Here is a 25779-nt window from a genome sequence, read left to right on the forward strand (position 1 = left end):
TTCGTACCAAAAGCCAAAAAAGAGGCAGAACCGGGTGGAGTTTAGTCGTGACATTTCCGTCGATATCCGTCGCCCTGGCGTCAATATTTATATTTATCGGGACGCAGTCGCTTGCCGGCATCGCGCGTGCCGCAGAGCCGCAGGTGCCGGTGCTTTGGGACGCCAAGGAGCGACTGCCGAAGCCCGACCTTTCCGCGCTGCCGCGACTGCGATTCCTTACAACCACCGATTTCCCGCCCTTCAACTTTCTCGACAGCGCCGGCCGGCTGTCCGGCTTCCACATCGACCTGGCGCGGGCCATCTGCGCCGAACTCGACATCGCGGACAAATGCCAGATCCAGGCCCTGCCCTGGGCCGAGCTTGACGGCGCACTGCAGAAGGGCGAAGGCGAAGCGATCATCGCCGGCATCGCCGCGACGCCGGAATCGCGCTCGAAATACGGTTTCTCGCGCTCCTATCTGCAGTTTCCCGCGCGCTTTATCATGCCGAAGACCAAGGCTTTTGCCGAACCGATCTTCGACAAGCTGCGAGCCAAGCGCGTCGGCGTCATCGCCGGCTCCGCGCATGAGCGCATGCTGCGCGATTATTTCGGCAACGTTCAGGTCGTCACCTTCGACGGGCCGGAGGCGCTCTACGGCGACCTCAAGGCCGGCAAGATCGACGCAGCCTTCGGCGACGGCATGCGCTTTGCCTTCTGGCTGGGTGGCTCGGACGCCGCCGGCTGCTGCCGCTTTGCCGGCGGCCCGTATCTGGCGCCCGAATATCTGGGCTCGGGCATGGCCATCGCCACCAGGGCGGGCGATCCAGCACTGGCCGCGGCCATGGACTACGCCCTGCAGGAGATTTCCATAAAGGGCACGTTCGCCGAATTCTATCTGCGCTATTTCCCGGTCAGCTTCTTCTGATCCGGTCCCGGTCAGCTTTTTCTGATCCGGTCCCGGTCAGCTTTTTCTGATCCGACCCGGTCAGCTTTTTCTGACCCCAGGGCCTCGAGCTAGGTGAGCGTGCGCAGGCGGGCCTTGGCGGCACGGCCTATTGCGGCGACGGTCAGCGTGTCGAGATCGAGCTGACGGCGGATGAGCTGCAGCACCCGCACCTCCTCCATGCGCATTTCGAGATCGACGGCCGCAACTTCGAAGGCGGCGGCATAGGCGGTGTCGCGCAGGCGTTCGGGCAGTGCCTCGGCGACGCGCTCGAGAACGCCTTCCAACCCATCCTTTTCTTGCAGCATCTTCTGGCAGTCCTGCGCAATGGCAATCAGCCTGTCCTGCTTGAAATCCTCGAACACCGGCCAGGAGCGGACGACATCTCCGATCCGCGCCAGTTCGACATCGGTCATGTCGCGGTCGGAGGCCGAGGTGATGACCATCAGGTAGATCAGGGCTTCATGCGGTGTCGGCAACGACATTCAAAAACTCCTCGAACGGGCCTCGAAGGTAGGAAGGCGGCATCGGCGCCGCAAGGAAAAAGCGCCGGGATCGTTGACGCTCCGGCCATGCACGCCTAGAGACCGGGCTGAACTCCACCTTCCGGCTAATGCCGGCGAACGATTTGGAAAACAGTGACATGGCGGGATCAAACATCATCGATCTCAACCCCGAAGTGCTTGCGGCAGCGGCTGAAAGCAAGGCGTGGCCGTTCGAGGAAGCCAAAAAGATCGTCGAGCGCTACAAGGGCACGGACTTTCCCGAGACCGTGCTGTTCGAGACCGGCTACGGCCCCTCGGGCCTGCCGCATATCGGCACGTTCGGCGAAGTGGCGCGTACCTCGATGGTGCGCCACGCCTTTCGCGTGATCACGCAGGACAAGGTTGCGACCAAGCTCCTGTGCTTCTCCGACGATATGGACGGTATGCGCAAGATCCCCGACAACGTGCCGGATCGCGCAGCCCTCGAGCCGCATCTGCACAAGCCGCTGTCGTCGGTCCCCAATCCTTTCGGCGGCGACTATGCAAGCTTCGCGGACCACAACAATGTAATGCTTTGCCGCTTCCTCGACACGTTCGGGTTCGACTACGAATTCGCCAGCGCGACGCAATACTACAAGGCCGGCCGTTTCGACGCGATGCTGCTGCGGGCTGCCGAGCGCTACGACCAGATCATGGCGGTGATGCTGCCGACGCTCGGGCCGGAGCGGCAGGCGACCTACAGCCCGTTCCTGCCGATTTCGCCAAAAAGCGGCCGCGTGCTTTACGTTCCCATGAAGCATGTCGACGCCAAGGCCGGCACCATCACCTTCGACGATGACGGCACCGAGACCACGCTCTCGATCACCGGCGGCAGGGTGAAGCTGCAATGGAAGCCGGATTTCGGCATGCGCTGGGCAGCGCTTGGCGTCGATTTCGAAATGTTCGGCAAGGACCACCAGACCAATGCGGTGGTCTACGACCGCATCTGCAACATCCTCGGCGGACGCGCGCCGGAGCATTTCGTCTACGAACTGTTCCTGGACGAGAACGGCCAGAAGATCTCGAAGTCGAAGGGCAACGGCATCACCATCGACCAGTGGCTGGCCTATGCGCCGACCGAAAGCCTCGGGCTCTACATGTACCAGCGGCCGCGGCAGGCCAAGAAACTCTATTTCGATGTCATCCCGCGGGCCGTCGACGAATATTACACCTTCCTCGCGGCTTACCCCAGGCAGGATTGGAAGGAGCGGCTGGGCAACCCGGTCTGGCACATGCATGACGGCAACCCGCCGAAGACAGACATGCCGGTGCCGTTCTCGCTGCTGCTCAATCTGGTCAGCGCCTCCAACGCCCAGAACAAGGACGTGCTGTGGGGTTTCATCTCGCGCCATGCGCCGGGCGTGACCCCGCAGACGCATCCCGAACTCGACAGGCTGACGGGTTACGCGATCCGCTATTTCGACGACTTCGTGAAGCCGGCCAAAGTGTACCGCGCAGCCGACGATGTCGAGCGCGAGGCGCTGACGAACCTTTCGACGGCGCTCGCCGCATTGCCGCCGGCCGCCGATGGCGAGGCGATCCAGAACGCCTCGCTCAACGTTGCGCGCAAGATCGAGCGCTATCAGGACCACAGCAAAAAGAGCCCGGATGGCGGGCCCGGCGTGTCGGGCGCCTTCTTCCAGATGATCTACCAGGTGCTGATCGGGCAGGAGCGCGGCCCGCGCTTCGGCTCGTTCGCCGCGCTTTACGGCATTGCCGAGACGCGGGCGCTCATTGAGCGGGCGCTGGCTGGTCAACTGGCGGCGTAATATCCGCCCCGGCCGGCGGCGCCTCTGGCACCGGGGCATCGAGGATCGGTTGCGACGCCGTCGGCGCGTTGACCGGCATTGGCGCCGGCGGCAGGCCGCCAAGATTGGGCGCGGCGCCGAAGATGCCCTTCTTCTCGGTGTGTGCCTTGTTGCCCGCTTCGACATAGGGGCCGCCGGCGGTCGCGCGCGCCCAGCCGTTTTCGACCAGCCACTGGCCGACATCCAGCTTGCCGATGCGGCATTCGGCGGCAATCAGCTCGCGGTCGGCTTCCGGCGGCACCTTGCACGCCACGGCCCGGCCGCGCAGGAAAGACCGGAACGCGGTGCGCGCCCTGATACCGCAAGCCCAGGACTTGCCGTCGTCGCTGCAGGTCTCGTCCTCCTTGACGATATCGATGCCGGACACCGCCACGGAATAGCCATTGGCCTCGATCAGGCCAGCGGCGGACGCAACCGGCTGGAACAATTTCGTCCCGCCCCAGTCGTCGACGACCGCTCTTCGCCTGCGCGGCTTGGCCGGTCCGGCCAGCGCCAGGTCGCTCAAGGGCGGGCGCGGCTCGACCCGTTCGAGCTCCTCAGGCGCTAGCGGCGGCGGTGCTACTTCCTCGGGATCGATCGTTCTCGATGGCGCCGAAGGAGACTGAGACTCAGCTTGGGTGGGCTGAATTTCGGGGATTGCCGAGGTTGCCGGCTGCTCCTCGGAGATAGGGTCAGCGCCCAAATCGTCCTGATCGATCTGATCGATGACGACGCTACTTTGTTCGGGCTGCAGGACGCGGCCGCCTATCACGATCAGAGCTACCATGGCCGGCACCGCCAGCACGGCCAGGACCAGTTGCAGCAGCCGCACTACTGGCTTGCCCAGACGATCCGCGCCACCCATTCGACGTCGTGCAAAGGGATGTCGCGATCCGGATGGTCGGGATTGAGCGAGACCAGCACGATCGACTTTACCGTCTGGCGGTCGAGCACCTTGGCCATCACCTCGCCGGCATTGGTCTTGACGACGACACGATCGCCCTTGCGGGTGGCAGCGCCCGGTTCGACGATCAGCACGTCGCCGTTGCGGTAGAGCGGCAGCATGGAATCGCCCTGCACCTTCAACGCATAGGACGTCTCGGTCGACCGCGCCGGAAGCTCGACCAGATCCCAGCCCTGCCCTGCCGGGAAACCGGCATCGTCGAAGAAACCACCAGCGCCGGCCTGGGCAAAGCCGAGCAGCGGCACCGCCGACCTCTGCATGGGCGAGGACCCTGAACCGGTATTGCTTCGGCCCTCGACCAGTCCGGTGAATTCGTCAAGCGAAGCACCCGTCGCCTCGATGATCTTGGCCAGCGATTCAGTCGACGGCCAGCGCGGCCGCCCGTCCGAGGACAATCGCTTCGACTTGTTGAAGGCGGTCGAATCGAGACCCGCGCGCCTGGCCAGACCCGAGGCCGAGAGGGAGTAACGCTCGGCCAGAGCGTCGATGGCGGCCCATACGCGGTCATGCGAGAGCAATTTCGCTGCCCTTCAAAACAGGAAAAAATACCTCTCCCGTTCTAACGCGCAGCCTTCGACTTGTCCACCGCATGACCCGCAGATCGCAAACAAAGCTGTGCGTGGCGGGAGGAGGTCCTCCCGGAAGGCTGCGCTACGCCGCCTTCCGGGCCTCGCCCTTCGCATAGGGATCGAAGCGCTGGTAGAAGGTCTCGCCCTTCTCGGCCATATCGAGCAGCAGCTTGGGCGCCTTGAACTCAGCGCCATATCTCTTCTGCAGTCCCTTGGCGATCCTGACGAACTCCTTGGCTCCGATGCCGTCGATGTAGGACAGCGCACCGCCGGTATAGGGTGCGAAGCCGAAGGCGAGGATCGAGCCGACATCGGCCTCGCGCGGATCGGTGACGATGCCCTCTTCCATCACCCTTGCGGCTTCCAGCGCGATGGTGACCAGCAGGCGCTGCTGCAACTCCTCATAGTCGACCTTCTCCGGCGCCAGCTGCGGATAGAGATCCCTCAGGCCCGGCCACAGCTTCTTCTTGGCCGGCTTTGCCGGATAGTCGTAAAAGCCCTTGCCGTTCTTGCGGCCGAAGCGGCCGTGTGTGTCGACCAGCGTGTTGATCAGCGCCATCTGCTTCGGATCGACGGCCTTGTCGCCGAGATCCCTGATGGTCTGCTTCATGATTTTCTGGGCAAGGTCGATCGCCGTTTCGTCGGTCAGAGCCAAGGGACCGACCGGCATGCCGGCGGCCTTGGCCGCGTTCTCGATCATCGGCGCCGGAACGCCTTCGATCAGCATCTTGTAGGCTTCCGACATGTAGCGCAGCACGCAGCGGTTGACGTAGAAGCCGCGCGTGTCGTTGACGACGATCGGCGTCTTCTTGATGGCGCGGACGAAGTCGATCGCGGTGGCCAGCGCCTTGTCGCCGGTCTTCTTGCCCAAAATGATCTCGACCAGCATCATCTTGTCGACCGGCGAGAAGAAATGAATGCCGATGAAATTCTTCGGCCGCGCCGAATTCTTGGCCAGCGACGAGATCGGAATGGTCGACGTATTTGACGCGAAGATCGCAGCCGGCTTCAGCACCGCTTCGGCCTGTTCGGTCGCGCTCTTCTTGACGGCGGAATCCTCGAACACCGCCTCGACCACCAGGTCGCAGCCGGCAAGGTCGGCATAGTCGGCCGTCGGCGTGATCAGCGACAAAAGCCTGTCCTTCTCCTCGGGCTTGGCGCGGCCCTTCTTCACCTGGTCCGTTACCAGGCTTTCGGAATGCGCCTTGCCCTTGGTGGCCGACTCCATGTCGCGGTCGAGCAGCACCACCGGAATGCCGGCCTTGGCCGTGACATAGGCGATGCCGGCGCCCATGAAGCCGGCGCCGAGGATGCCGATCTTCTTGAACTTGGTTTCCGGCACGCCGGCCGGGCGGCGCGCGCCCTTGTTCAGTTCCTGCAGCGAGACGAACAGCGAGCGGATCATCGCCGCCGCTTCCTTGGTCTGCATGATCTCGGTGAAATAGCGCTGCTCGATGCGCAGGCCGGTATCGAACGGCACCAGCAGGCCTTCATAGACGCATTTCAGGATCGCGGCCGCGGCCGGATAATTGCCAAAGGTCTCGCGGCGCAGGATAGCGATGGCCGGCGGCCACAGATTGGCGCCCGCTACCGAATAGACCGGGCCACCGGGCAGCTTGAAGCCCTTCTCGTCCCACGGCGCCACCGGCTTCAGCCCATTCTTGATCATCGCCTTGGCGGTCTCGATCAGCTTGGCCGGCTCGGCGATCTCGTGGATCAGGCCCATCGCCTTGGCCTTCTGCGGCGACAGCGTCTGGCCGGAGGTGAGCATCTGCAGCGCCTGCTGCTGGTCGGTCAGCCGCGGCACGCGCTGGGTGCCGCCGGCGCCCGGGAAGATGCCGATCTTCACTTCGGGAAGCGCCATCTTGACCTTGTCGCTGTCGGCCGCGACACGGCCGTGGCAGGCGAGCGACATTTCGAAGGCGCCGCCCATGCAGGTGCCGTTGATCGCCGACACCCAGGGCTTGCCGCACGTTTCCAGCTTGCGGAACAGGCCGGTCATATAGCCGGCATTGTCGAACAGCGCCTTGATCGCCTTGTCGGCGTCCTTGCCTTTATCAGTGGCGTAGGTGGCCAGCATCTTCTGCAGCATGGTGATGTCGGCGCCGCCGGAGAAGGTGTCCTTGCCCGACGTGATCACCGCGCCCTTGATGGCGGCGTCGCCGGCCACATGATCGACAATTGCGTTCAACTCGCGCATCACCTCCTCGGTGAAGACGTTCATCGAGCGGTCCGGGCTATTCCAGGTGACCAGGGCAATGCCGTCAGCGTCGATGTCGAGGGTGAAATTGGTGTAGCTCATTGGTCTCTCTCCCCGTCAGACGCGTTCGATGATCGTTGCGGTGCCCATGCCGGCACCGATGCACAGCGTCACCAGCGCGGTGTTCAGGTTGCGCCGCTCCAGCTCGTCCAGCACGGTGCCGAAGATCATCGCGCCGGTGGCGCCGAGCGGATGACCCATGGCGATGGCGCCGCCATTGACGTTGATCTTGTCGTGCTCGATATCGAAGGCCTGCATGTAGCGCAGCACCACCGAGGCGAAGGCCTCGTTGAGTTCGAACAGATCGATGTCCGAAATCTTCATCTTGGCGCGCTTCAACAGCTTCTCGGTGACGTCGACCGGGCCGGTCAGCATCAGCACCGGCTCGGAACCGATGTTGGCGAAAGTCCGGATGCGGGCGCGCGGCTTCAGGCCCATGGTCTTGCCGGCTTTCTTCGAGCCGAGCAGAATGGCGGCGGCGCCATCGACGATGCCGGACGAATTGCCGGCATGGTGGACGTGGTTGACCTCCTCGACCTCGGGATGCTTCTGCACCGCGACGGCGTCGAAGCCGCCCATTTCGCCGGGCATGACGAAGGACGGGTTGAGCGCTGCCAGCGACTGCATGTCGGTCGACGGACGCATGTGCTCGTCATGGTCGAGGATGGTCAGGCCGTTCTGATCCTTGATCGGGATAACCGAATTCTTGAAACGGCCGTCGGCCCAGGACTTGGCGGCGCGCTTCTGGCTCTCGACGGCGTAGGCGTCGACGTCGTCGCGCGAAAAGCCGTATTTGGTGGCGATCAGGTCGGCCGAGATGCCTTGCGGCACGAACCAGCCGGGCAGGCCGACCGAGGGGTCCATGAACCAGGCACCACCGGACGCGCCCATGCCGACGCGCGACATCGATTCGACGCCACCGGCAATGACGATATCGTCGGCGCCCTGCGCGATCTTGGCGGCGCCGAAATTGATGGCGTCGAGACCGGAAGCGCAGAAGCGCGAGATCTGCATGCCGGGCGCCTTGGTGTCGTAGCCGGCCTCAAAGGCTGCGGCGCGCGGAATGACCGAACCGGCTTCGCCGACCGGATCGACGCAGCCGAAGATGATGTCGTCGACAGTGCCGGTGTCGAGCCCGTTGCGGTCGCGCAATGCCTCAAGCACCTTGGCGCCGAGCCTTACGGCCGGCACTTCGTGCAGCGAGCCATCCTTCTTGCCCTTGCCGCGCGGCGTGCGCACGGCGTCATAGACATAGGCCTCAGTCATCTTCTTGCTCCTCGGGTTTGCTGACAGTCGCTTAGAGAGAGCGTCCGATCAGCAATTTCATGATCTCGTTGGTGCCGCCGTAGATGCGCTGGACGCGGGCGTCGCGGAACATGCGGGCGATCGGATATTCATTCATGTAGCCATAGCCACCATGCAATTGAAGGCATTCGTCGACGACTTTTCCCTGCAGGTCGCTGAGCCAGTATTTGGCCATCGAAGCCGTCACCGGGTCGAGGCCGCCAGCGATGTGGCGGGCGACGCAGTCATTGTAGAAGACGCGGCCGACGGTAGCCTCGGTCTTCAACTCGGCGAGCTTGAACTGGGTGTTCTGGAAATCGATGATCGCCTTGCCGAAGGCCTTGCGCTGCTTGACGTAATCTATGGTCAGCGTGAGCGCCCGCTCGATCATGGCGATGGCGCCGGTGCCGATCTGCAGCCGTTCCTGCGGCAATTGCTGCATCAGCTGGACGAAACCCTGGCCTTCTTCGTGGCCGAGCAGATTGGAGGTCGGCACGCGCATGTCGTTGAAGAACAGTTCCGACGTGTCGTTGGCTTTGAGCCCGATCTTGTCGAGGTTACGGCCACGCTCGAAGCCTTCGACCTCGTCGGTCTCGACGACGATCAGCGAGGTGCCCTTGGCGCCCTTGGCCGGATCGGTCTTGGTGACGACGATGATGAAATTGGCAAGCTGGCCGTTGGTGATGAAGGTCTTGGAACCGTTGATCTTGTACTGGTTGCCATCCTTCTCCGCCCGCGTCTTGACGCCCTGCAGGTCGGAGCCGGCGCCGGGCTCGGTCATGGCGATGGCGCCAATCAACTCGCCGGTCGCCAGTTTCGGCAGCCACTTCTTCTTCTGCTCTTCCGAGCCGTAGTGGAGGATGTAGGGGGCGACGATCGAATTGTGCAGGCCGATGCCGAAACCGTCGACGCCAACATGGCCGATCGCCTCGATGATGGCGCTCTCATGCGCGAAGGTGCCGCCGGAGCCGCCATACTCCTCCGGCATAGAGGCGCAGAGCAGGCCGGCCGCACCGGCCTTCAGCCAGCTCTCACGGTCGACCATCTCGTTCTTCTCGAACTCGTCGTAGCGCGGCGCAATCTCTTCCGACATGAAGCGGTGCGCCATGTCGTAGAGCATGCCAACCTCGTCCGCCGCCCAGGCGGGCTTGGGAAGGCCAAGAATTTCGGCTGGATTTGTCGCCACGATTTCCTCCGCGTTCCGACAWTTGTGGGCCGGCGGTGCCGGCCCGCCAAACTTAGAACGCTTCGGCAGGCAGCGCCATTAGCGTGTCCGCACCACTGGAAATGCGGGCAAGATGTGCCGATGTCTCCGGCATGATCCGCTCCATGAAGAAGCGCGCCGTGACAATCTTGTTGTCGTAGAAGGACTGGGTGCCATTGGCACCGGTCTTGCCGAGCGCGGCCTTGGCCATCTGCGCCCACATGTAGCCCAGCGCCACCAGGCCGAAGAGATGCATGTAGTCGGTCGAGGCCGCACCGGCATTATCGGGCTTGGCCATGCCGTTCTGCACCAGCCACATCGTCGCCGCCTGCAGATCGTTGAGGCCCTTCTTCAATGCCTTGGTGAAGGGCGCCATTTTTTCTTCAGTGCGGTTTTCCTCACAGAATTCGCCGACCTCCTTGAAGAAGGCCTGCACGGCGCGGCCGCCATTGAGGCCGAGCTTGCGGCCGACGAGGTCGAGCGCCTGGATGCCATTGGCGCCTTCATAGATCATGGCGATGCGGGCATCGCGGACGAACTGGCTCATGCCGTGTTCTTCGATGTAGCCATGGCCGCCGAACACCTGCTGCGCCATGACGGCGTGGTCGAAACCCTTGTCGGTGAGCACGCCCTTGACCACCGGCGTCAGCAGGCCGGTGTAGTCGTCGGCCGCCTGGCGGTCCTTGTCGTCGCCCGAGCGATGGGCGATGTCCGACTTGATCGCCGTCCACAGCGCCAGCGCGCGACCGGCCTCGTTGAAGGCCTTCATGGTCATCAGGCTACGGCGGATGTCGGGATGGACGATGATCGGGTCGGCCTTCTTGTCCGGCGCCTTGGCGCCCGACAGCGAACGGCCCTGCAGGCGATCCTTGGCGTAGGATACCGCATTCTGGTAGGCGACCTCCGAGAGCGACAGCCCTTGCAGACCGACGCCGAGCCGCGCCTCGTTCATCATCGTGAACATGGCCTTCAGTCCGCCATTGGCCTCGCCCAGCAGCGTGCCTTCCGCCTCGTCATAATTCATGACGCAGGTCGAGTTGCCGTGGATGCCCATTTTCTCTTCGATCGAGCCGCAGGAGACCGTGTTCCTCGCGCCCGGATTGCCCTCGGCATCGAGCTTGAGTTTTGGCACGACGAACAGCGAAATGCCTTTGACGCCTTCCGGCGCGCCCTCGATGCGGGCCAGCACCAAATGGACGATGTTGTCCGCCATGTCGTGCTCGCCGGCCGAGATGAAGATCTTCTGGCCAGAAATCTTGTAGGTGCCGTCGCCGTTCGGGACAGCCTTGCTGCGCAGCAGGCCGAGGTCGGTGCCGCAATGCGGCTCGGTCAGGTTCATGGTGCCGGTCCAGGACCCCTCGACCAGCTTCGGCAGCCATGTCGTCTTCTGCTCGTCGGTGCCGTGGGTGATGATGGCCGCGATCGCGCCCTGGGTCAGGCCGGGATACATCATCAGCGACATGTTGGCCGACACCATATATTCGGCGACCGCCGTGTGTACCGCGTAGGGCAGGCCCTGACCGCCAAACTCTACCGGCGCGGCCAGCCCCATCCAGCCGCCTTCGCGATACTGTTCGAAGGCTTCCTTGAAGCCTTTCGGTGTCGTCACCGAGCCGTCTGCATGGCGCACGCAGCCTTCCATGTCGCCGACACGGTTGAGCGGCTGCATGACGTTTTCGGCGAGCTTGGCACCCTCGGCGAGGATGGCCTCGACCACATCAGGCGTCGCGTCGGCAAATCCGGGAAGATTGGAATAGCGTTGGTAGCCCAGCACTTCGTTGAGCACGAACAGCGTGTCCTGGACAGGCGCCCTGTAGATCGGCATGCGTTTCCTCCACCATGCGGTCCTGGCCCGATATCAAGCCGTTCACGGCAAGCGGACCAAAGTTGAAATTCGCATAGCAAAAATTGACGTTTGCGTAAACGTCAATTTTTTGCTGCGACAAAATTTCTTCAGCGCGGCACACCGGAGCGTAGTGGGGCAAGATCATGGGCGCCAGCACGGAGCGTGCCTGAAATGCCGTTCTGCCAACAGCCAAGCGCACAAGGAAAGAGCCGCGCGGCAGGCCACGCGGCTCTCATTCATCAAAAGGCTGTTCGGGGATGGACGTCGCCGAATTAACCGGCGGCGCTGGCCGGCGTCGAGCGTTCTGCGAGCATCTGCCGTACGGCCGACATCGAGCCGCTCAGCTCGTTGATGGCGTCGTCGATCAGCGAGCGCTGCTTCTGCAGGCGGGCAAGCTGCTTCTCCGACTTGTCGAGCGCCAGCCGCAACTGCTTGGTGTTGGAGCCGGTGGGATCGTAGAGATCCATCATCTGCTTGACGTCGCGCAGCGAGAAACCGACCTTGCGGCCGAGCAGTATCAGCTTCAGCCTGGCCTTGTCGCGGCGCGTGTAGAGACGGGTCGCACCGTCGCGCTTCGGGTTGAGAAGGCCCTTGTCCTCGTAGAAACGCAGCGTGCGCAGCGTCACGCCGTATTTCTTGGCCATCTCGCCGATGCGGACAAGTTCCTCGCCGGCTTCGTTCGACATATCATTGGTATTGGCCGCGGCTTCGCCGGGCGAAACGAGTTTCATGGTCACTGGCTTTCCCCGTCTGTGGCGCCGCGGTCCCGGACCTTGCGTCGCCTGAGTGGAAGCGGGGGCGTGCTTCCAACGTGGTTTCAACAAAATATCGCAAAAGGCGCGATCTGCGCCCCTTTTACGTTTACGTCAATTCTATACCGATAGCCGCCTTACGACGCAAGTGTGTTCTGTGCGCGGCACCTTATGCCGCACCTGACAGACGGTCCGCCAACAACGTTGCAACTTCTTAAGCTTGGTTAACGCGTTGTTTACCACGTTGGGCGAAATGTGCGCATGTCGGTTACCCGTGTTTATCCTGTATCGAATTTTTCACGGTTTTTCGGAGCGCGGGTGAGAACCCCGGGAAGCCTTTCTTCCACCGCAGCAAGGCTGCGGGCGCCTTCGGTTCCGGCAGGAACTTTGGGGAAAACTGGTTGCAAGCCAGCAATTCTGAAAACGGGCGCATCGATGAACAGCAAGCGGTCCTATCTCGATACACTCAACGCCGGCAGGCAGCGCAGGCCGCACACCGCGCTTGAAGAGCTGAACCGTTCACTTGAAACGCTGGAGCAGCGGCTGGAGCGGTCGCGCGAGGACCGGGCAGAGCAGCGGGCCGATCCGCGCCGACCCGGCGCCGAGCCGCGCTACGCCAGCGCCCAGCCCTACGGCCAGCCGCGCTGGTATGAGGATCCGCATCCGGCGCAGCGGCTGAAAAGCCCGGCACCGGCGGCACCCGCCTTCGATCAGAAATACCAGACGATCGCCCGCGACATCGACCGCGTGCGCGGCCAGGAAGACAGCGTCGCTGTGGTCGGCAAGATCGCCGGCGAACTGCGCGGCCTGCGCGAGGAACTGCGCCACCAGATGACGGTCGGGCTGCAGCGCGAATTCGACGCGCTGCGCAAGGACATCGAACGGGCTTCCCAGGCAAGTAGCCAATCAGGGGGCCAGTCGGGCAAGGGCAGCGCCGAACTCGGCATCGAGTTCGAGCGGCTTTCGGGCGCCATCCAGACCCTGGCCGAAAAGAGCGACGACAGAAGCGTCAATATGCTTAGGCTGGAGCTGGAACAGGTCAAGGCCGCGCTCGACACGCTGGCGCGCGAGGAGAGCGTGCAGGCCGTCGACCGCCGCTGGGACGATTTCGACCGGCGCTGGAGTGCTTTCGAGGATCGCGTCGACGCCGACCAGCGCCAGCGGTCGGACGCGCCCGGCTTCTCGATGCTGACCGACCGGCTGGAGCAGATCAGCAATGCGGTCAACAATCTGCCGGAATCGCTGTCGCTGCGTTCGCTTGAGGACAAGGTTCGCACGCTTGCCGGCGCCGTCGATCATTTCATCAACCAGCAGGACAATCGCGGCAGCGATACGTTCGGCATGATCGACGAGCGGCTTGACGAGATTTCCCGCGCCATCGTCGCCTCGACCGTCGCCGCCCAGGCCAATTCCGTCGACCCCGAACTCTTCGAGCGCATCGAAAAGCGGATCGCTTCGCTTGCCCAGCAGATCGAGGAAGTGACGCAGGACCGTCCGAGCGGCGAGGTCATCGACCGCCTCAACATGCTGTCGGACCGGGTCGACGATCTCGCCGGCCGGGCCAATTTGCCGGAACAGGCGATGGAGCGTCTCGGCAAGCAGATCGCCCTGATCGCCGACAAGATCGACCGCGCCCCGGCCATGCCGGACGCCGACTATATTTTCCAGGGGCTGGAGCAGCGCTTCGACGTTTTGTCCGGCATGATGGAACGCCGCCAGGGCGATGCGATCGAACAGGGCAATATGCTGTTTCGCGATCTCGAACGACGGCTGGACGAGGTCGCCGACCGGCTGGACCAGCGCACGCCGCAGGTCGACGGCGCCGGCATCATGGACGCCATCGACGCCCGCTTCACTGCACTGGCCAAGCGCATGGAGACGCGCGTTCCGGATCCGGCCAACGAGGCGGCGATACGTGGCCTGGAGACCCGGCTGGAAGACATTTCAAGCCGGCTGGAATCGTCGGCCGCGCAGGTCGCCGGCATCGACCCGGCATTGATCCGCAGCCTCGAGGCACAGGTCTCGGGCCTGTCGGCTCATCTGTCCAAGCCAGGCACACCATTGCCGGAATTCGAGGACATCAGCCCGCGTCTCAACGAAATCGAAAGGTCACTGGCCGGAACCCGCGATTCGATCCTCGGTGCGGCGCGCGAGGCGGCCGAGAGTGCCGTGCGCACGATGGCCGGGTCAAGCGCCAACACGGCGGCCGTTGCCGGCCTCGCCCAGGATCTGAAGACGCTCGAATCGCTGACCCGCCGTTCCGACGAACGCAACTCGCGGACGTTCGAGGCCATCCACGACACGCTGCTCAAGATCGTCGACCGCCTGGGATCACTGGAAACCAACGAGCCGATCGAGGCGGTGAGCGAACTCGTCGATGCGGCCGCGCCAGCGCGTGCGCGCACGATCCGGGCGACACGCACCTCCAAGATCGCGGTGCAGGATCCACCATCGATGGATATCGACCAGCCGCAGCCGCTGACAGGCGACATGGCCGACCTCGACAGCCGCGCCGCTGCCATCATGCGCAACGAGCCGGATACGGATGGCGACCCGGGTACGCATGGCGACCCGGGTGTGCGTAGCGAACCAGCCCCGCGCTCGCCAGCCGAAGCCGCTGCCGCTGCCGCGATGGCGGCGCTCGGTTCGGACACCGTCCCGGATAGAAGCGGCCAGCCCGGTCGCAAGACGTCGATGTTTGGCGGACTGGCGCGCGCCTTCAAGGGCAAGAAGCAAGCCGACATCCCGCCGCTTGCCGGCTCGGCGCCGAATGTCGACATACCGAGCGTCGATCTCGACGAGCCGCTCGACCCGAAGCTCGCCAACCGGCCGCTGGAACCCGGCTCGGGCGCGCCTGACCTCAACGCCATCATGAAGCGTGTGCGTGACGAGCGCGGCCAGCCGGTCCGGCATAGCGATACCGATGCGTCGAAATCCGACTTCATCGCCGCAGCCAGGCGCGCCGCGCAGGCCGCCGCCGCCGAGGCCGAGGCTCTGAAACGCCAGTCGACGATGAAAGGTCCGGTAAAGGCGCTGAGGATCGGCGACCTGCTCAAGGCGCGGCGCAAGCCGATCCTGATGGGAGCCATCGCGATCATGCTGGCGCTTGCCGGCCTGCAACTGGGCAAGGCCTTTTTCGCCGATCCCGTCGAAATGGCCAGCAATGATGCGGCGCCGATTGTTGCCGCACAGCCGGTGAAAACGGCTGCGGTCACCACCACCAACGAGCCCAAGGCAGAACCGCAGGCAGCCGCGCAGGAGGCGCCGGCCCGCATCGTGAGGCAAGCGGAGCCCGCCGAGCCGGCAGCCAAGGACGAGATGCCTGCGCAAATTGCCTCGGCCATGCCATCAAACATCGAAGCACCGATGGACGATGTGGCCGCGCCGGCTCCGGCGCCGATGGCTTCGACACCGTCTGCCGATGCGGCAGCGCCAACAGCGGACGTGAAGGCGCCGGCTGTTCCGGCTGCAGCGGAACCGGTGGCGTCGGATACCGACTTCCCGCAGAACGTCAGCGCGCCAGCCCCCTCCCAGGACACGACCGGTGCGGTTCCCCCCACCAACGCTTCGGCAACCACGGCCACGGCCAAGATCGACATCCCGGCCGATGCCGGTCCGGCCGCACTGCGCGACGCGGCTGCCGGCGGCGACGCCAAGGCGCTGTTCGAGATCGGTTCGCGCTATGCCGAATCGCGCGGGGTCAAGGAAGACATGGCGGCGGCAGCCAAATGGTACGAGAAATCGGCCGAGCTCGGCTTTGCTCCGGCCGAATACCGCATCGGCAATTTCTACGAGAAGGGCATCGGCGTCGCCCGCGACATCAAGAAGTCGAAAACCTGGTACCAGCTCGCCGCCGAGCAGGGCAATGCCAGCGCCATGCACAATCTTGCGGTGCTCTTCGCCATGGCCGCGGACGGCGTCACCGACAATGAGTCGGCGGCGCACTGGTTCCAGGCCGCCGCCGACGTCGGCGTCAAGGACAGCCAGTTCAATCTCGGCATCCTGGCGGCCAAGGGCGTCGGCATGAAGCAGAACCTGGAGGAATCCTACAAATGGTTCGCGCTCGTCGCCAAGACCGGTGACAAGGACGCGGCGGCCAAACGCGACGAGATCGCCGCTGCGCTGCGGCCCGAGCAGCTGGAGCGCGCACGCGCCGCTACTGAGCTGTGGAAGCCAAAGCCGCTCGATCCGGCGTCCAATTCGGCCGACATCCCTGAATCATGGCAGGAAGGCGCGCCGCAGACGACCGCCAGCATCGACATGAAGAAGGCGGTCAAGAACATCCAGCTCATTCTCAACAAGAACGGCTACGACGCCGGCGGCGCCGACGGCATGATTGGCCAGAAGACCAAGGACGCCATCATGGCGTTCCAGACCGACAACAAGATGAAAGCGACCGGCGAGATCGACGAAAAACTGGTCAAGGCGCTGCTTGCACACAAATAACGGCAGATGCGTCGCTTATGCGACGCCCTTGCCACACATTTGCCTGTTAACTGATTGAGATGTTTTTTGTTTCGGCGTCGCGGCGAGGTTTGACTTCGCCGCCTTGCCGGCGCAAGAACAATTTAGCTTTTCGGCGCAAAATGCCCGCAACGGTTGCATTCGCCGAGGGCACACTGATCGAGACTGACGGGTGGGCATCTATCTCCCGATCGCGGAAATTTCCGTCAACGTCTTCGTACTGCTGGCCATGGGCGCGGCGGTGGGTTTCCTGTCGGGCATGTTCGGGGTGGGCGGCGGCTTCCTCATCACCCCGCTGCTGATCTTCTACAACATTCCACCGGCGATTGCGGTCGCCACCGGCGCCAACCAGGTCATCGCCTCTTCCTTCTCCGGGGCGCTGTCGCACATGAAGCGAGGTACGCTCGACTTCAAGCTTGGCGGCGTGCTTCTGGCCGGCGGCATTGTCGGCTCCACCGGCGGCATCTTTGTCTTTGCCTTCTTGCGCCGGCTCGGCCAACTCGACCTGTTCATCTCGCTGCTCTACGTCGTGCTGCTCGGCACCGTCGGCGGGCTGATGCTGGTAGAGAGCGTCAATGCGCTGCGCGCCACCCGCAGTGGTGCTGCGCCGGTGCTGAAGAAATCCGGCCAGCACAACTGGATTCACCGGCTGCCGCTGAAAATGCGCTTCCGGGCCTCGAAACTGTTCGTCAGCGTCATCCCGGTGCTGGGTCTGGGTGCCGGCATCGGCTTCCTATCGTCGATCATGGGCGTCGGCGGCGGCTTCATCATGGTGCCGGCGCTGATCTACCTCTTGAAAGTGCCGACCAATGTCGTCATCGGCACCTCGCTGTTCCAGATCATCTTCACCTCGGCCTACACCACGCTGGTCCACGCCACGACCAACCAGACGGTCGATGTCATGCTCGCCTTCCTGCTGATGGCCGGCGGCGTCGCCGGCGCGCAATATGGCGCCAAGGCCGGGCAGAAACTGCGAGGCGAACAGCTTCGGGCGCTGCTGGCGCTGCTGGTGCTGGCGGTCGCCATCCGGCTTGCCATCGACCTCTTCGTCACGCCGCCCAACCTCTACTCGCTGACCGCCGCGGGCGTCAGCTGATGGCGGGCTTGAAGATGTTTGCGGCCGCTGCATTTCTGTCGCTGCTCACTGGCGCGTCGTCAGGAAAAGCGCAGACGCTGCCTACCGAGAGCATCCAGATCGGCCTGTCGACCGATGCGGTGTCGATCACCGCCGGCTTTTCCGGCGCCGACCTCACCATCTTCGGCTCGCTGGAAAACGCCGACCCGCTGGTGGCGCGCCAGGGCCGCTATGACGTCATCGTCGTGCTCGAAGGCCCGCCACGGCCGGTGGTGGTGCGTCGCAAGGACCGGGTGCTCGGCGTCTGGATCAACCTGCAGTCGGAGACTTTCGAGAACGTGCCGATGTCCTATTCGGTGGCAACGACGCGGCCGCTGCAGGACATCACCGAACCGAACAGCTACAAGCAATTGTCGCTCGGCGCCTCTAATCTCTACATGCAGCCGACCGACGAAGGCGACAGCCCGGCAACGATCGCGGAATTCACCACGGCGCTGCGCGAGCGCAAGTCGGCGACCGGTCTCTACAGTGAAAATGTCGGCGGCGTGCAGTTCCTGTCGCAGAACCTGTTCCGCGCCACGGTGCGGCTGGCGCCGAATGTCCCGGTCGGCACCCACAAGGCACGGGCCTTCCTGTTCAAGAGCGGCCTGTTCATCAAGGAAAGCTCGGCCCAACTCGAGATCCGCAAGTCGGGTTTCGAGCAATCGGTGTTTCGCGTCGCCCACGACTACTCCTTCCTCTATGGCGTCTTTGCGGTGTCGCTGGCCATGCTGACGGGCTGGCTCGGAAGATTGATCTTCCGGCGCGACTAAAGCACGTCGCGTTGAAAAGGATTTCAATCGACGTGCTTTAAGTCTTTGTTTTTATGCATGTCGTTGTCCCAAAACCGCTGCGCACTTTTGGGCGACATGCACTAGGATCGGCTTTTTCCGAAAAACGGTTTCCCTTTTGGGGGTCATGCGTTAGACCGCGCTCTCCCAGCCACCCGGCAGACACAAACAATTCAGTTCAGCAGAGCAGTCCGGTCCCCGGATGCGCGCCCTCCCATGGCGTCGATCCGCTCGCCAAAGACAATTCAGGAACAGGCCATGCGACCAGCATTCGGCGGTATCGACTTCGGCACGTCAAATTCCACCGTGGGCGTGGTCAGGAACGGCCAGCCGCGGCTGGTGGCGCTGGAGGACGGCCAGGTGACGCTGCCCAGTGCGGTGTTCTTCAATTTTGAGGACAACCGCACCTGTTACGGCCGCCACGCCATCGCCAACTACACCGACAGCATCGAAGGCCGCCTGATGCGCTCGCTGAAGAGCGTGCTCGGCAGCTCGCTTGCCCATGAAAAGACGCGCATCAAGTCGCGCTCGATCGGCTTTATGGAGATTGTCGGGCTGTTTCTGGGACATCTGAAGAAGCGGCTGGAAGAAGATGCAAAGGACACGGTTGAGAGCGTGGTGCTCGGCCGTCCGGTGCAGTTCGTCGACGATGATGCGGAGGCGGACGCCAAGGCCGAGGGTGAACTCGAACACGCGGCCCGCGCGCAAGGGTTCAAGCACATTGCCTTCCAGTTCGAGCCGATCGCCGCCGCACTCGATTACGAGCAGAAGGTGGCGAAGGAAGAGTTGGCGCTGATCGTCGACATGGGCGGCGGCACGTCGGATTTTTCGATCGTGCGGGTCTCGCCGCAGCGCGCCCGCTCGCTCGACCGCAAGGACGACATCCTGGCCAGCCGCGGCATCCATATCGGCGGCACCGACTTCGACCGGCTGTTGAGCATCGCCCATGTGATGCCGCAGCTCGGCTATCTCACGCCGACCAAGGACGGCAAGCGCAATCTGCCGGCCAGCTACTTCATCGACCTGGCGACATGGCAGCGCATCAACCTGGTCTACACCGCCAGGGCGATGACGCATCTGCGCCAGATTCGCTATGAGGCCGAACGCGCCGATCTGGTCGACCGCTTTATCCACATTGTCGAGCATCGTTACGGACACGCGCTGGCCGCGCTGGTCGAGCGGGCCAAGATCGAACTGACCGACCAAGTGTCCGCCGATGTGGCGGTCGCGCTGCCGGGAGTGAAGTTCGCCGCCGAAATCACGCGCGCCGGGCTGGAATCAACGATTGACCGGGACATCGAGCGGGTGACCGCCACGGTGGCGCAGACCATTCAGGATGCGCAGGTGAAACCATCCGACATCACCGCCGTATTCCTGACCGGCGGATCGACGGCGATCCCGCTTGCCAGGCAGCAGATCCTGGCGCTGGTGCCGCACGCATCGGTCATCGAAGGCGACATGTTCGGCTCGGTCGGGCTTGGCCTTGCTTTGGACGCTCAAAGAAAGTTCGGCTAACGCAGCCTATTCCGGCACCTTCGTGCCCAGATGCGCCTTGAGCGCCATCTGGGCGAGGCTCGCCTGTCGATCGCGGTGGGTGATCATGGCGAAATCGCGCTTCGGCAGGTCGATCGGCACCGCGCGCAAACTGCCCTCGGCGACCTCACGCGCGACGACGAGTTCCGAAATGATGGTGGCGCCAGCGCCGGCTTCGACCGCCTGGCGTATCGCCTCATTGCTCGGCAACACCAGGAATATCTGCAGTTCGGCGAAGGAAATCCCCTCGCGGCCGGCAATATCCTCCAGCACCTCGCGCGTTCCCGAGCCGGCTTCGCGGATGATCCAACGCAGTCCCCTGATGTCGGGATGGCCGGGCGACAATTCGGCGATCTCGGCATGCGAACGCCCCACGACCAGAACCATGCGATCGACATCGACCTTGGCGCGTCGAAGAATGTCGGATTCGGTGCGCCCTTCGACCAGGCCGAAATCCGCCGTGCCGTCGAGAACATTGGTCTCGACCTGCCTGGTGTTGCCGATGGTGACGCTCAGCCTGACGGCCGGATAGGCCTCGTGGAAGGAGGCCAGGCGGCGCGGCAGCCAATAGCTGGCGATGGTCTGGCTGGCGGCGATCGACAGACTGCCCGATATCGTCTGCGAGACATGCTCCAGCACGTTGTTGGCGGCAGCCGCCCGCTCAAGAACAGCCTTGGCCTCGGGCAGGAACCTGAGCCCGGTCTGCGCCAGCTCGATGTTGCGGCCGACCCTGTTGAACAGCTGGACGCCGTGCTGCTGTTCAAGTGAGCGGATGGCGGCCGACGCCGCCGACTGGGAGATGCCCAGCAGCTCGGCTGCCTTGGTCATATGGCCGCGCTCGGCGACGGCGACGAAGATGCGCAACTGGTCGAGGGTCATCCTCAATTAAGAAGCAAATTCGATCGGGATTACAAGAGCAACTTGTTAGACAGATCGATTGCTTTGTTCTACGTTTTTGCGTGAAATTGGAAAAAAATCGCGGCCGAGTCGCGAGGGTTAGAAATTGATGGGGCGGTTCAAGTCTTTGTTCGCGCATTGGACGCGCAGCCTGCGGCGGCGCGTCGCCGGCGAACGCTATCACCCCGAGCAGCACTATATGCGCGGCCCCGGACCCAAGACGAGAGCCAAGAACGCGGACCGCAAAAGCGCGCCTAGATCATGAACCATGGAGCGCCGCGCGGCGCCAATTCCGCACCGTCGCAACGGCCGCTTGCCGACACGCGCGCGCCCGACGAGGGCGACGGCGTCGAGACCTCGCCCAGCATCTCCGACAGCATCGCCAAGACCACCTGCTATATGTGCGCCTGCCGCTGCGGCATCGACGTCCACCTCAAGGACGGCAAGGTTCGCTACATCAACGGCAACAAGGACCATCCGGTCAATCGCGGCGTGCTGTGCGGCAAGGGCAGCGCCGGCATCATGCAGCACTACAGCCCGGCGCGGCTGAAGAAGCCGCTGTTGCGCACGGGTCCACGCGGCTCGGGCGAGTTTCGCGAAATCGAATGGGAAGAGGCGCTTTCCATCGCGACAGAGCGGCTTTCGAATATCCGCCGGACCGATCCGAAAAAACTCGCCTTCTTCACCGGGCGCGACCAGTCGCAATCGCTGACCGGCTGGTGGGCGAGCCAGTTCGGCACGCCCAACTTCGCCGCCCATGGCGGCTTCTGCTCGGTCAACATGGCCGCCGGCGGCCTCTACACGATCGGCGGCTCGTTTTGGGAGTTCGGCGAGCCCGATTGGGACAACACAAAATACTTCATGCTGTTCGGCGTCGCCGAGGACCATGATTCCAATCCGATCAAGATCGGCCTGGGCAAGCTCAAGGCGCGCGGCGCCAAGGTGGTGTCGATCAACCCGTGCCGCACCGGCTACAATGCGATTGCCGATGACTGGATCGGCATCCGCCCTGGCACCGACGGCCTGTTCGTGTTCGCCCTCATCCATGAATTGCTGAAGGCCGGCCGCGTCGATCTCGATTATTTGCTGCGCTACACCAACGCCCATGTGCTCGTCATGCAGGAGCCTGGGGCTGCCGATGACGGGCTGTTCGTGCGCGACGGCAATGGCAATCCGCTTGCCTGGGACAGGGTGGCGAAGACGCCTGTCAACGCCACCGATGCCGAGGCGAAACCGGCGCTGACCGGCAGCTTCACCATCGACGGCCGCCGCTGCGTGCCGGTCTTCCAGCTTATCGCCGACCGCTATCTCGAGGAAAGCTACGCGCCGGATGCGGTCGCCGCACGCTGCGGCATCCCGGCCGACACGATCCGCCGCATCGCTGCCGAATTGGCGCATGTCGCCTTTGAACAGACGATCGAGCTGCCGATAGCGTGGACCGACTGGGCCGGGCGCCGGCACGAAACGATCAAGGGGCGGCCGGTGTCGATGCACGCGATGCGCGGCATCTCGGCCCATTCGAATGGTTTTCACACATGCCGCGCCATCCATCTGCTGCAGGTGCTGCTCGGCACGGTGGATGTTCCCGGCGGCTTCCGCTTCAAGCCGCCCTATCCGCGGGCGGCGCCACCGGGGCCGAAGCCAGCGGGCAAGGACGTCAGGCCAATGACGCCGCTCGAAGGCATGCCGCTCGGCTTCGTCTGCGGGCCGGACGACCTGCTGGTCGATGAGGCCGGCGTGCCCGTGCGCATCGACAAGGCCTATTCCTGGGATGCGCCGCTCGCCGCGCATGGGCTGATGCATACGGTGATCCGCAACGCCTGGGCCGGCGACCCCTACAGGATCGACACGCTGTTCATGTACATGTCGAACATGGCCTGGAACTCGTCGATGAACACCGTCGAGACCATGGCGATGCTGACCGACAGCGATGAAGACGGCAACTACAAGATCCCCTTCATCATCTATTCCGACGCCTATTATTCCGAGACCGTGCCGTTCGCCGATCTGGTGCTTCCCGACACCACCTATCTCGAACGGCATGACTGCATCAGCCTGCTCGACCGGCCAATCAGCCATGCCGACGGGCCGGGCGACGCCATCCGCCATCCTGTCGTCGAACCGGACCGCGACGTCAGGCCGTTCCAGACGGTGCTGATCGAACTCGGCGCGCGGCTCGGCCTGCCCGGTTTCGTCGATAATGGCGGCACGGCCAGGTACCGCGACTATGCCGATTACATCGTCAATCATGAGCGCACGCCCGGCATCGGCCCGCTTGCCGGCTGGCGCGGCAAGGACGGGACCGCGATCGGCAGAGGGGAGGTCAATCCCGACCAGCTGCAGCGCTACATCGACAATGGCGGCTTCTGGCACCACGACTTTGCCGACGACCAGCGCTACTACAAGATGGCCAATCGCTCCTATCTCGACTTCGCCGAGAGCATGGGCTTCATCCCGAAGGCCGAGCCGATCGTTTTTCAACTTTATTCCGAGCCGCTGCAGCGCTTTCGCCTTGCCGCGCGTGGCCATGGAAGGGTGCAGCCGCCGGAGGCGGAGCGTGGGCGTATCGAGACCTATATGGACCCGCTGCCGTTCTGGTACGCGCCGTTCGAAGAGGCAGCCGTCGACCTCAAGAAGTATCCCCTGCACGCCCTCACCCAGCGGCCGATGCACATATATCACTCCTGGGGCTCGCAGAACGCCTGGCTGCGGCAGATCACCAGCCAGAACCGGCTGTTCGTGCACCTGCAGACAGCCGCCGGCCTCGGGCTGGCCGACGACGACTGGGTGTGGGTCGAGAGCATCAACGGCAAGGTCAAGGGACAGATCAAGCTGGTCGACGGCGTCAACGCCGACACCGTCTGGACCTGGAACGCCATCGGCAAGCGCCGCGGCAGTTGGGGGCTGAAGGATGATGCCGCCGAGAGCAATCGCGGCTTCCTGCTCAATCACATCATCGGCGACCAGACTTCTGCCGACGCCAGCGGCAAGCGCTATTCGAATTCCGATCCGGTGACCGGCCAGGCGGCATGGTTCGATCTGCGCGTACGCATCGTCAAATGCGCCTCTGAGGAAGCCGGCTTCACCGAGCCGCAATTCGAGCGTTTTCAGCAGCCGCCGTATTTCGAGGCTTCGCCCGACAAGCTCAGCTTCGGGGCCGAATTCCGCCGGGCAAGAGAGGCCGCCGAATGACCTGCCTTCCCGCTCATACCGACAAGAAGCTCGGTCTCGTCATCGATCTCGACACCTGCGTCGGTTGCCAGGCCTGCGTCACCGCCTGCAAGGAATGGAACACCGGCGGCCATATGGCGCCGCTGACCGACATCGACCCCTATGGCGGCAATGTCGACGGCGTCTGGTTCAACCGCGTGCATAGCTACGAGCACACAACAGAGATGGGCGGGCGCACGGTCAATTTTCCACGCTCCTGCCTGCATTGCGAGACGCCGGCCTGCGTCACCGTCTGCCCGACCGGCGCCTCCTACAAGCGAGCCTCTGACGGCATCGTGCTGATCGACGAGGACAAATGCATCGGCTGCAAATTGTGCAGTTGGGCCTGCCCCTATGGCGCGCGCGAATTCGACACCGATGTCGGCGTGATGAAGAAATGCACGCTGTGCGTCGACCGCATCTATAATGACAATCTGGCCGAGGAAGACCGCGTGCCGGCTTGCGTCGCCGCCTGCCCGACCAGCGCGCGGCATTTCGGCGATCTCGGCGATCCCCTGTCGGCGGTCTCGCTGCTGGTGACGGAGCGTGGCGGCGTCGACCTGATGCCCGAGATGGGGTACAAGCCGACCAATAAGTACCTGCCGCCGCGTGCCCACAGCACGCGTGCCGCATCGGTTCCTGCCCCGGCGCTTGAAACGGTGCGGGCAGAAGGCGGTTTTCTTGGCTGGGTCGACCGCATGCTTTCGAACTGACATCCATGCATCCAGCCTTTTCAGTCGTCTTTTTCACCACCGCCACGGGCGCCGGCTACGGCTTGCTCGCGCTGCTTGGCGTGCTGGGCGGACAAGGGTTTATCCCCGCGGATTTCTGGCTCGGGCTGGTCGGCATGGGGCTGGCGCTTGGCTTGATCGTCGCCGGCCTGTTGTCCTCGGCCGGTCATCTCGGCAGACCGGAGCGTGCCTGGCGCGCCTTCTCGCAATGGCGCAGCTCATGGCTGTCGCGCGAAGGCGTTGCCTCGGTCGCCACCTTCGTCCCGGCGGGGCTGTTTGCCTTCGGATGGGTGTTTTTCGGCCGCACCGACGGCTGGGTGGCTGTCGCCGGGTTGCTGTCGGCTGCCGGCGCGGCTGTCACCGTCTGCACCACCGGCATGATCTATGCCTCGCTGAAGCCGATCGCGCAGTGGCACAGCCGCTATACCTTGCCCGGCTATCTCATTTTTTCGGCGATGACCGGCTGCGTGCTCTTGAACGCGCTGTTGCAAGGGTTTGGCTTGGGCTCGAACACGCTTCTGGCGTTTGCGCTACTGCTGATCCTGCTCGGTTGGGGCTGGAAGCTGGCGACCTGGCGCCACAACGACGTGCTTGAAATCCCGACCAACGCCAACACCGCGACTGGCTTGGCCGGCGGTACGGTGCGGTCGCTGGAATGGCCGCATACCGAGGAAAATTATCTGCTCAAGGAAATGGGCTTTCGCGTCGCACGCAAGCACAGTGCGCGGCTGCGCCAGGTCACGCAGGTTCTGGCCTTCGCCTTGCCCGTCTTGCTGCTGGTTGCCGCTTTCGCCATGCCGTGGCCGTTCGCGGCGGTGGTTTCGGTGCTCGCCACAATGGTGCAATTCGCCGGCATGCTGGTCGAGCGCTGGCTTTTCTTCGCCGAGGCGAAGCACACCGTGACCCTCTACTACGGTCGGTAGGGT

19 protein-coding genes are annotated in these 25779 nt (G+C 63.8%); 9 read left to right on the plus strand and 10 right to left on the minus strand.

Going from position 1 to position 25779, the window contains the following annotated elements:
- Nucleotides 1–95: 95 nt before the first annotated feature.
- Nucleotides 96–905 (plus strand): transporter substrate-binding domain-containing protein, encoded by an 810-nt coding sequence (locus AC1DXU_RS20665; RefSeq protein WP_477372255.1) that lies wholly within the window; start codon nucleotides 96–98, stop codon nucleotides 903–905.
- An 89-nt stretch (nucleotides 906–994) separates the two neighbouring features.
- On the opposite strand, the gene AC1DXU_RS20670 is transcribed toward AC1DXU_RS20665, so the two are convergent.
- Nucleotides 995–1408 carry a tellurite resistance TerB family protein gene (locus AC1DXU_RS20670; protein ID WP_477371969.1) on the minus strand — a complete coding sequence of 138 codons (414 nt, stop codon included), beginning with the start codon at nucleotides 1406–1408 and terminating at the stop codon, nucleotides 995–997.
- A 158-nt stretch (nucleotides 1409–1566) separates the two neighbouring features.
- On the opposite strand from AC1DXU_RS20670, the gene AC1DXU_RS20675 reads away from it, so the two are divergent.
- Entirely contained in the window at nucleotides 1567–3216 is a 1650-nt protein-coding gene (locus tag AC1DXU_RS20675; protein WP_477371971.1) for a lysine--tRNA ligase, read from the plus strand.
- Here AC1DXU_RS20675 and AC1DXU_RS20680 read toward each other — a convergent pair.
- The 8 genes from AC1DXU_RS20680 to AC1DXU_RS20715 form a co-directional block, all read right to left on the minus strand.
- Nucleotides 3179–4066 carry a thermonuclease family protein gene (locus AC1DXU_RS20680; protein ID WP_477372257.1) on the minus strand — a complete coding sequence of 296 codons (888 nt, stop codon included), beginning with the start codon at nucleotides 4064–4066 and terminating at the stop codon, nucleotides 3179–3181. The two genes, AC1DXU_RS20675 and AC1DXU_RS20680, sit on opposite strands and share 38 nt — an antisense overlap.
- Nucleotides 4066–4716 (minus strand): S24 family peptidase, encoded by a 651-nt coding sequence (locus tag AC1DXU_RS20685; RefSeq protein ID WP_477311631.1) that lies wholly within the window; start codon nucleotides 4714–4716, stop codon nucleotides 4066–4068. The genes AC1DXU_RS20680 and AC1DXU_RS20685 overlap by 1 nt, the downstream gene beginning before the upstream one ends.
- Before the next feature lie 133 nt (nucleotides 4717–4849).
- Nucleotides 4850–7069 carry a 3-hydroxyacyl-CoA dehydrogenase NAD-binding domain-containing protein gene (locus AC1DXU_RS20690; RefSeq protein WP_477371973.1) on the minus strand — a complete coding sequence of 740 codons (2220 nt, stop codon included), beginning with the start codon at nucleotides 7067–7069 and terminating at the stop codon, nucleotides 4850–4852.
- Nucleotides 7070–7084: 15 nt separating this feature from the next.
- Nucleotides 7085–8293, minus strand: coding sequence for an acetyl-CoA C-acetyltransferase (locus AC1DXU_RS20695; RefSeq protein ID WP_477371975.1), 1209 nt, complete (start codon nucleotides 8291–8293; stop codon nucleotides 7085–7087).
- Between the two features lie 31 nt (nucleotides 8294–8324).
- Nucleotides 8325–9497, minus strand: a complete 1173-nt coding sequence (locus AC1DXU_RS20700; protein ID WP_477371977.1) for an acyl-CoA dehydrogenase family protein — start codon at nucleotides 9495–9497, stop codon at nucleotides 8325–8327.
- 52 nt (nucleotides 9498–9549) lie between these two features.
- The gene (locus AC1DXU_RS20705; protein WP_477371979.1) at nucleotides 9550–11340 is read right to left on the minus strand and encodes an acyl-CoA dehydrogenase; all 1791 of its coding nucleotides are present in this window, start codon (nucleotides 11338–11340) and stop codon (nucleotides 9550–9552) included.
- Nucleotides 11341–11633: 293 nt separating this feature from the next.
- Nucleotides 11634–12092 carry a MerR family transcriptional regulator gene (locus tag AC1DXU_RS20710; RefSeq protein WP_477371981.1) on the minus strand — a complete coding sequence of 153 codons (459 nt, stop codon included), beginning with the start codon at nucleotides 12090–12092 and terminating at the stop codon, nucleotides 11634–11636.
- Nucleotides 12093–12391: 299 nt separating this feature from the next.
- The gene (locus AC1DXU_RS20715; protein WP_477311626.1) at nucleotides 12392–12559 is read right to left on the minus strand and encodes a hypothetical protein; all 168 of its coding nucleotides are present in this window, start codon (nucleotides 12557–12559) and stop codon (nucleotides 12392–12394) included.
- Here AC1DXU_RS20715 and AC1DXU_RS20720 point away from each other — a divergent pair.
- From AC1DXU_RS20720 to AC1DXU_RS20735, 4 genes are all read left to right on the plus strand, one after another.
- Entirely contained in the window at nucleotides 12549–16559 is a 4011-nt protein-coding gene (locus AC1DXU_RS20720; RefSeq protein WP_477371983.1) for a peptidoglycan-binding protein, read from the plus strand. The two genes, AC1DXU_RS20715 and AC1DXU_RS20720, sit on opposite strands and share 11 nt — an antisense overlap.
- A gap of 190 nt (nucleotides 16560–16749) precedes the next feature.
- Nucleotides 16750–17673, plus strand: coding sequence for a sulfite exporter TauE/SafE family protein (locus tag AC1DXU_RS20725; RefSeq protein ID WP_477241709.1), 924 nt, complete (start codon nucleotides 16750–16752; stop codon nucleotides 17671–17673).
- A complete protein-coding gene (locus AC1DXU_RS20730) occupies nucleotides 17673–18464 on the plus strand; it encodes a TIGR02186 family protein (RefSeq protein ID WP_477371985.1) in 792 nt (263 codons plus the stop codon). The genes AC1DXU_RS20725 and AC1DXU_RS20730 overlap by 1 nt, the downstream gene beginning before the upstream one ends.
- Nucleotides 18465–18740: 276 nt before the next feature.
- The gene (locus AC1DXU_RS20735) at nucleotides 18741–19997 is read left to right on the plus strand and encodes an Hsp70 family protein (RefSeq protein ID WP_477371987.1); all 1257 of its coding nucleotides are present in this window, start codon (nucleotides 18741–18743) and stop codon (nucleotides 19995–19997) included.
- A 6-nt stretch (nucleotides 19998–20003) separates the two neighbouring features.
- Here AC1DXU_RS20735 and AC1DXU_RS20740 read toward each other — a convergent pair whose 3' ends face one another.
- The gene (locus AC1DXU_RS20740) at nucleotides 20004–20894 is read right to left on the minus strand and encodes a LysR substrate-binding domain-containing protein (RefSeq protein WP_477372259.1); all 891 of its coding nucleotides are present in this window, start codon (nucleotides 20892–20894) and stop codon (nucleotides 20004–20006) included.
- 279 nt (nucleotides 20895–21173) lie between these two features.
- Between AC1DXU_RS20740 and AC1DXU_RS20745 the strand changes: the two genes are divergently transcribed.
- Genes AC1DXU_RS20745 through AC1DXU_RS20755 form a run of 3 tightly spaced genes read left to right on the plus strand, consistent with a single transcriptional unit; the run spans nucleotide 21174 to nucleotide 25776 of the window.
- On the plus strand, nucleotides 21174–24104 hold the full coding sequence (locus AC1DXU_RS20745) for a molybdopterin oxidoreductase family protein (RefSeq protein ID WP_477371989.1): 2931 nt from the start codon (nucleotides 21174–21176) through the stop codon (nucleotides 24102–24104).
- A complete protein-coding gene (locus AC1DXU_RS20750; RefSeq protein WP_477371991.1) occupies nucleotides 24101–24835 on the plus strand; it encodes a 4Fe-4S dicluster domain-containing protein in 735 nt (244 codons plus the stop codon). Before AC1DXU_RS20745 ends, AC1DXU_RS20750 begins: the two co-directional genes overlap by 4 nt.
- Before the next feature lie 5 nt (nucleotides 24836–24840).
- A complete protein-coding gene (locus AC1DXU_RS20755) occupies nucleotides 24841–25776 on the plus strand; it encodes a dimethyl sulfoxide reductase anchor subunit family protein (protein ID WP_477371993.1) in 936 nt (311 codons plus the stop codon).
- The last annotated feature ends 3 nt before the right edge of the window (nucleotides 25777–25779 follow it).

This window comes from Mesorhizobium sp. P3_A10, from assembly GCF_056403175.1.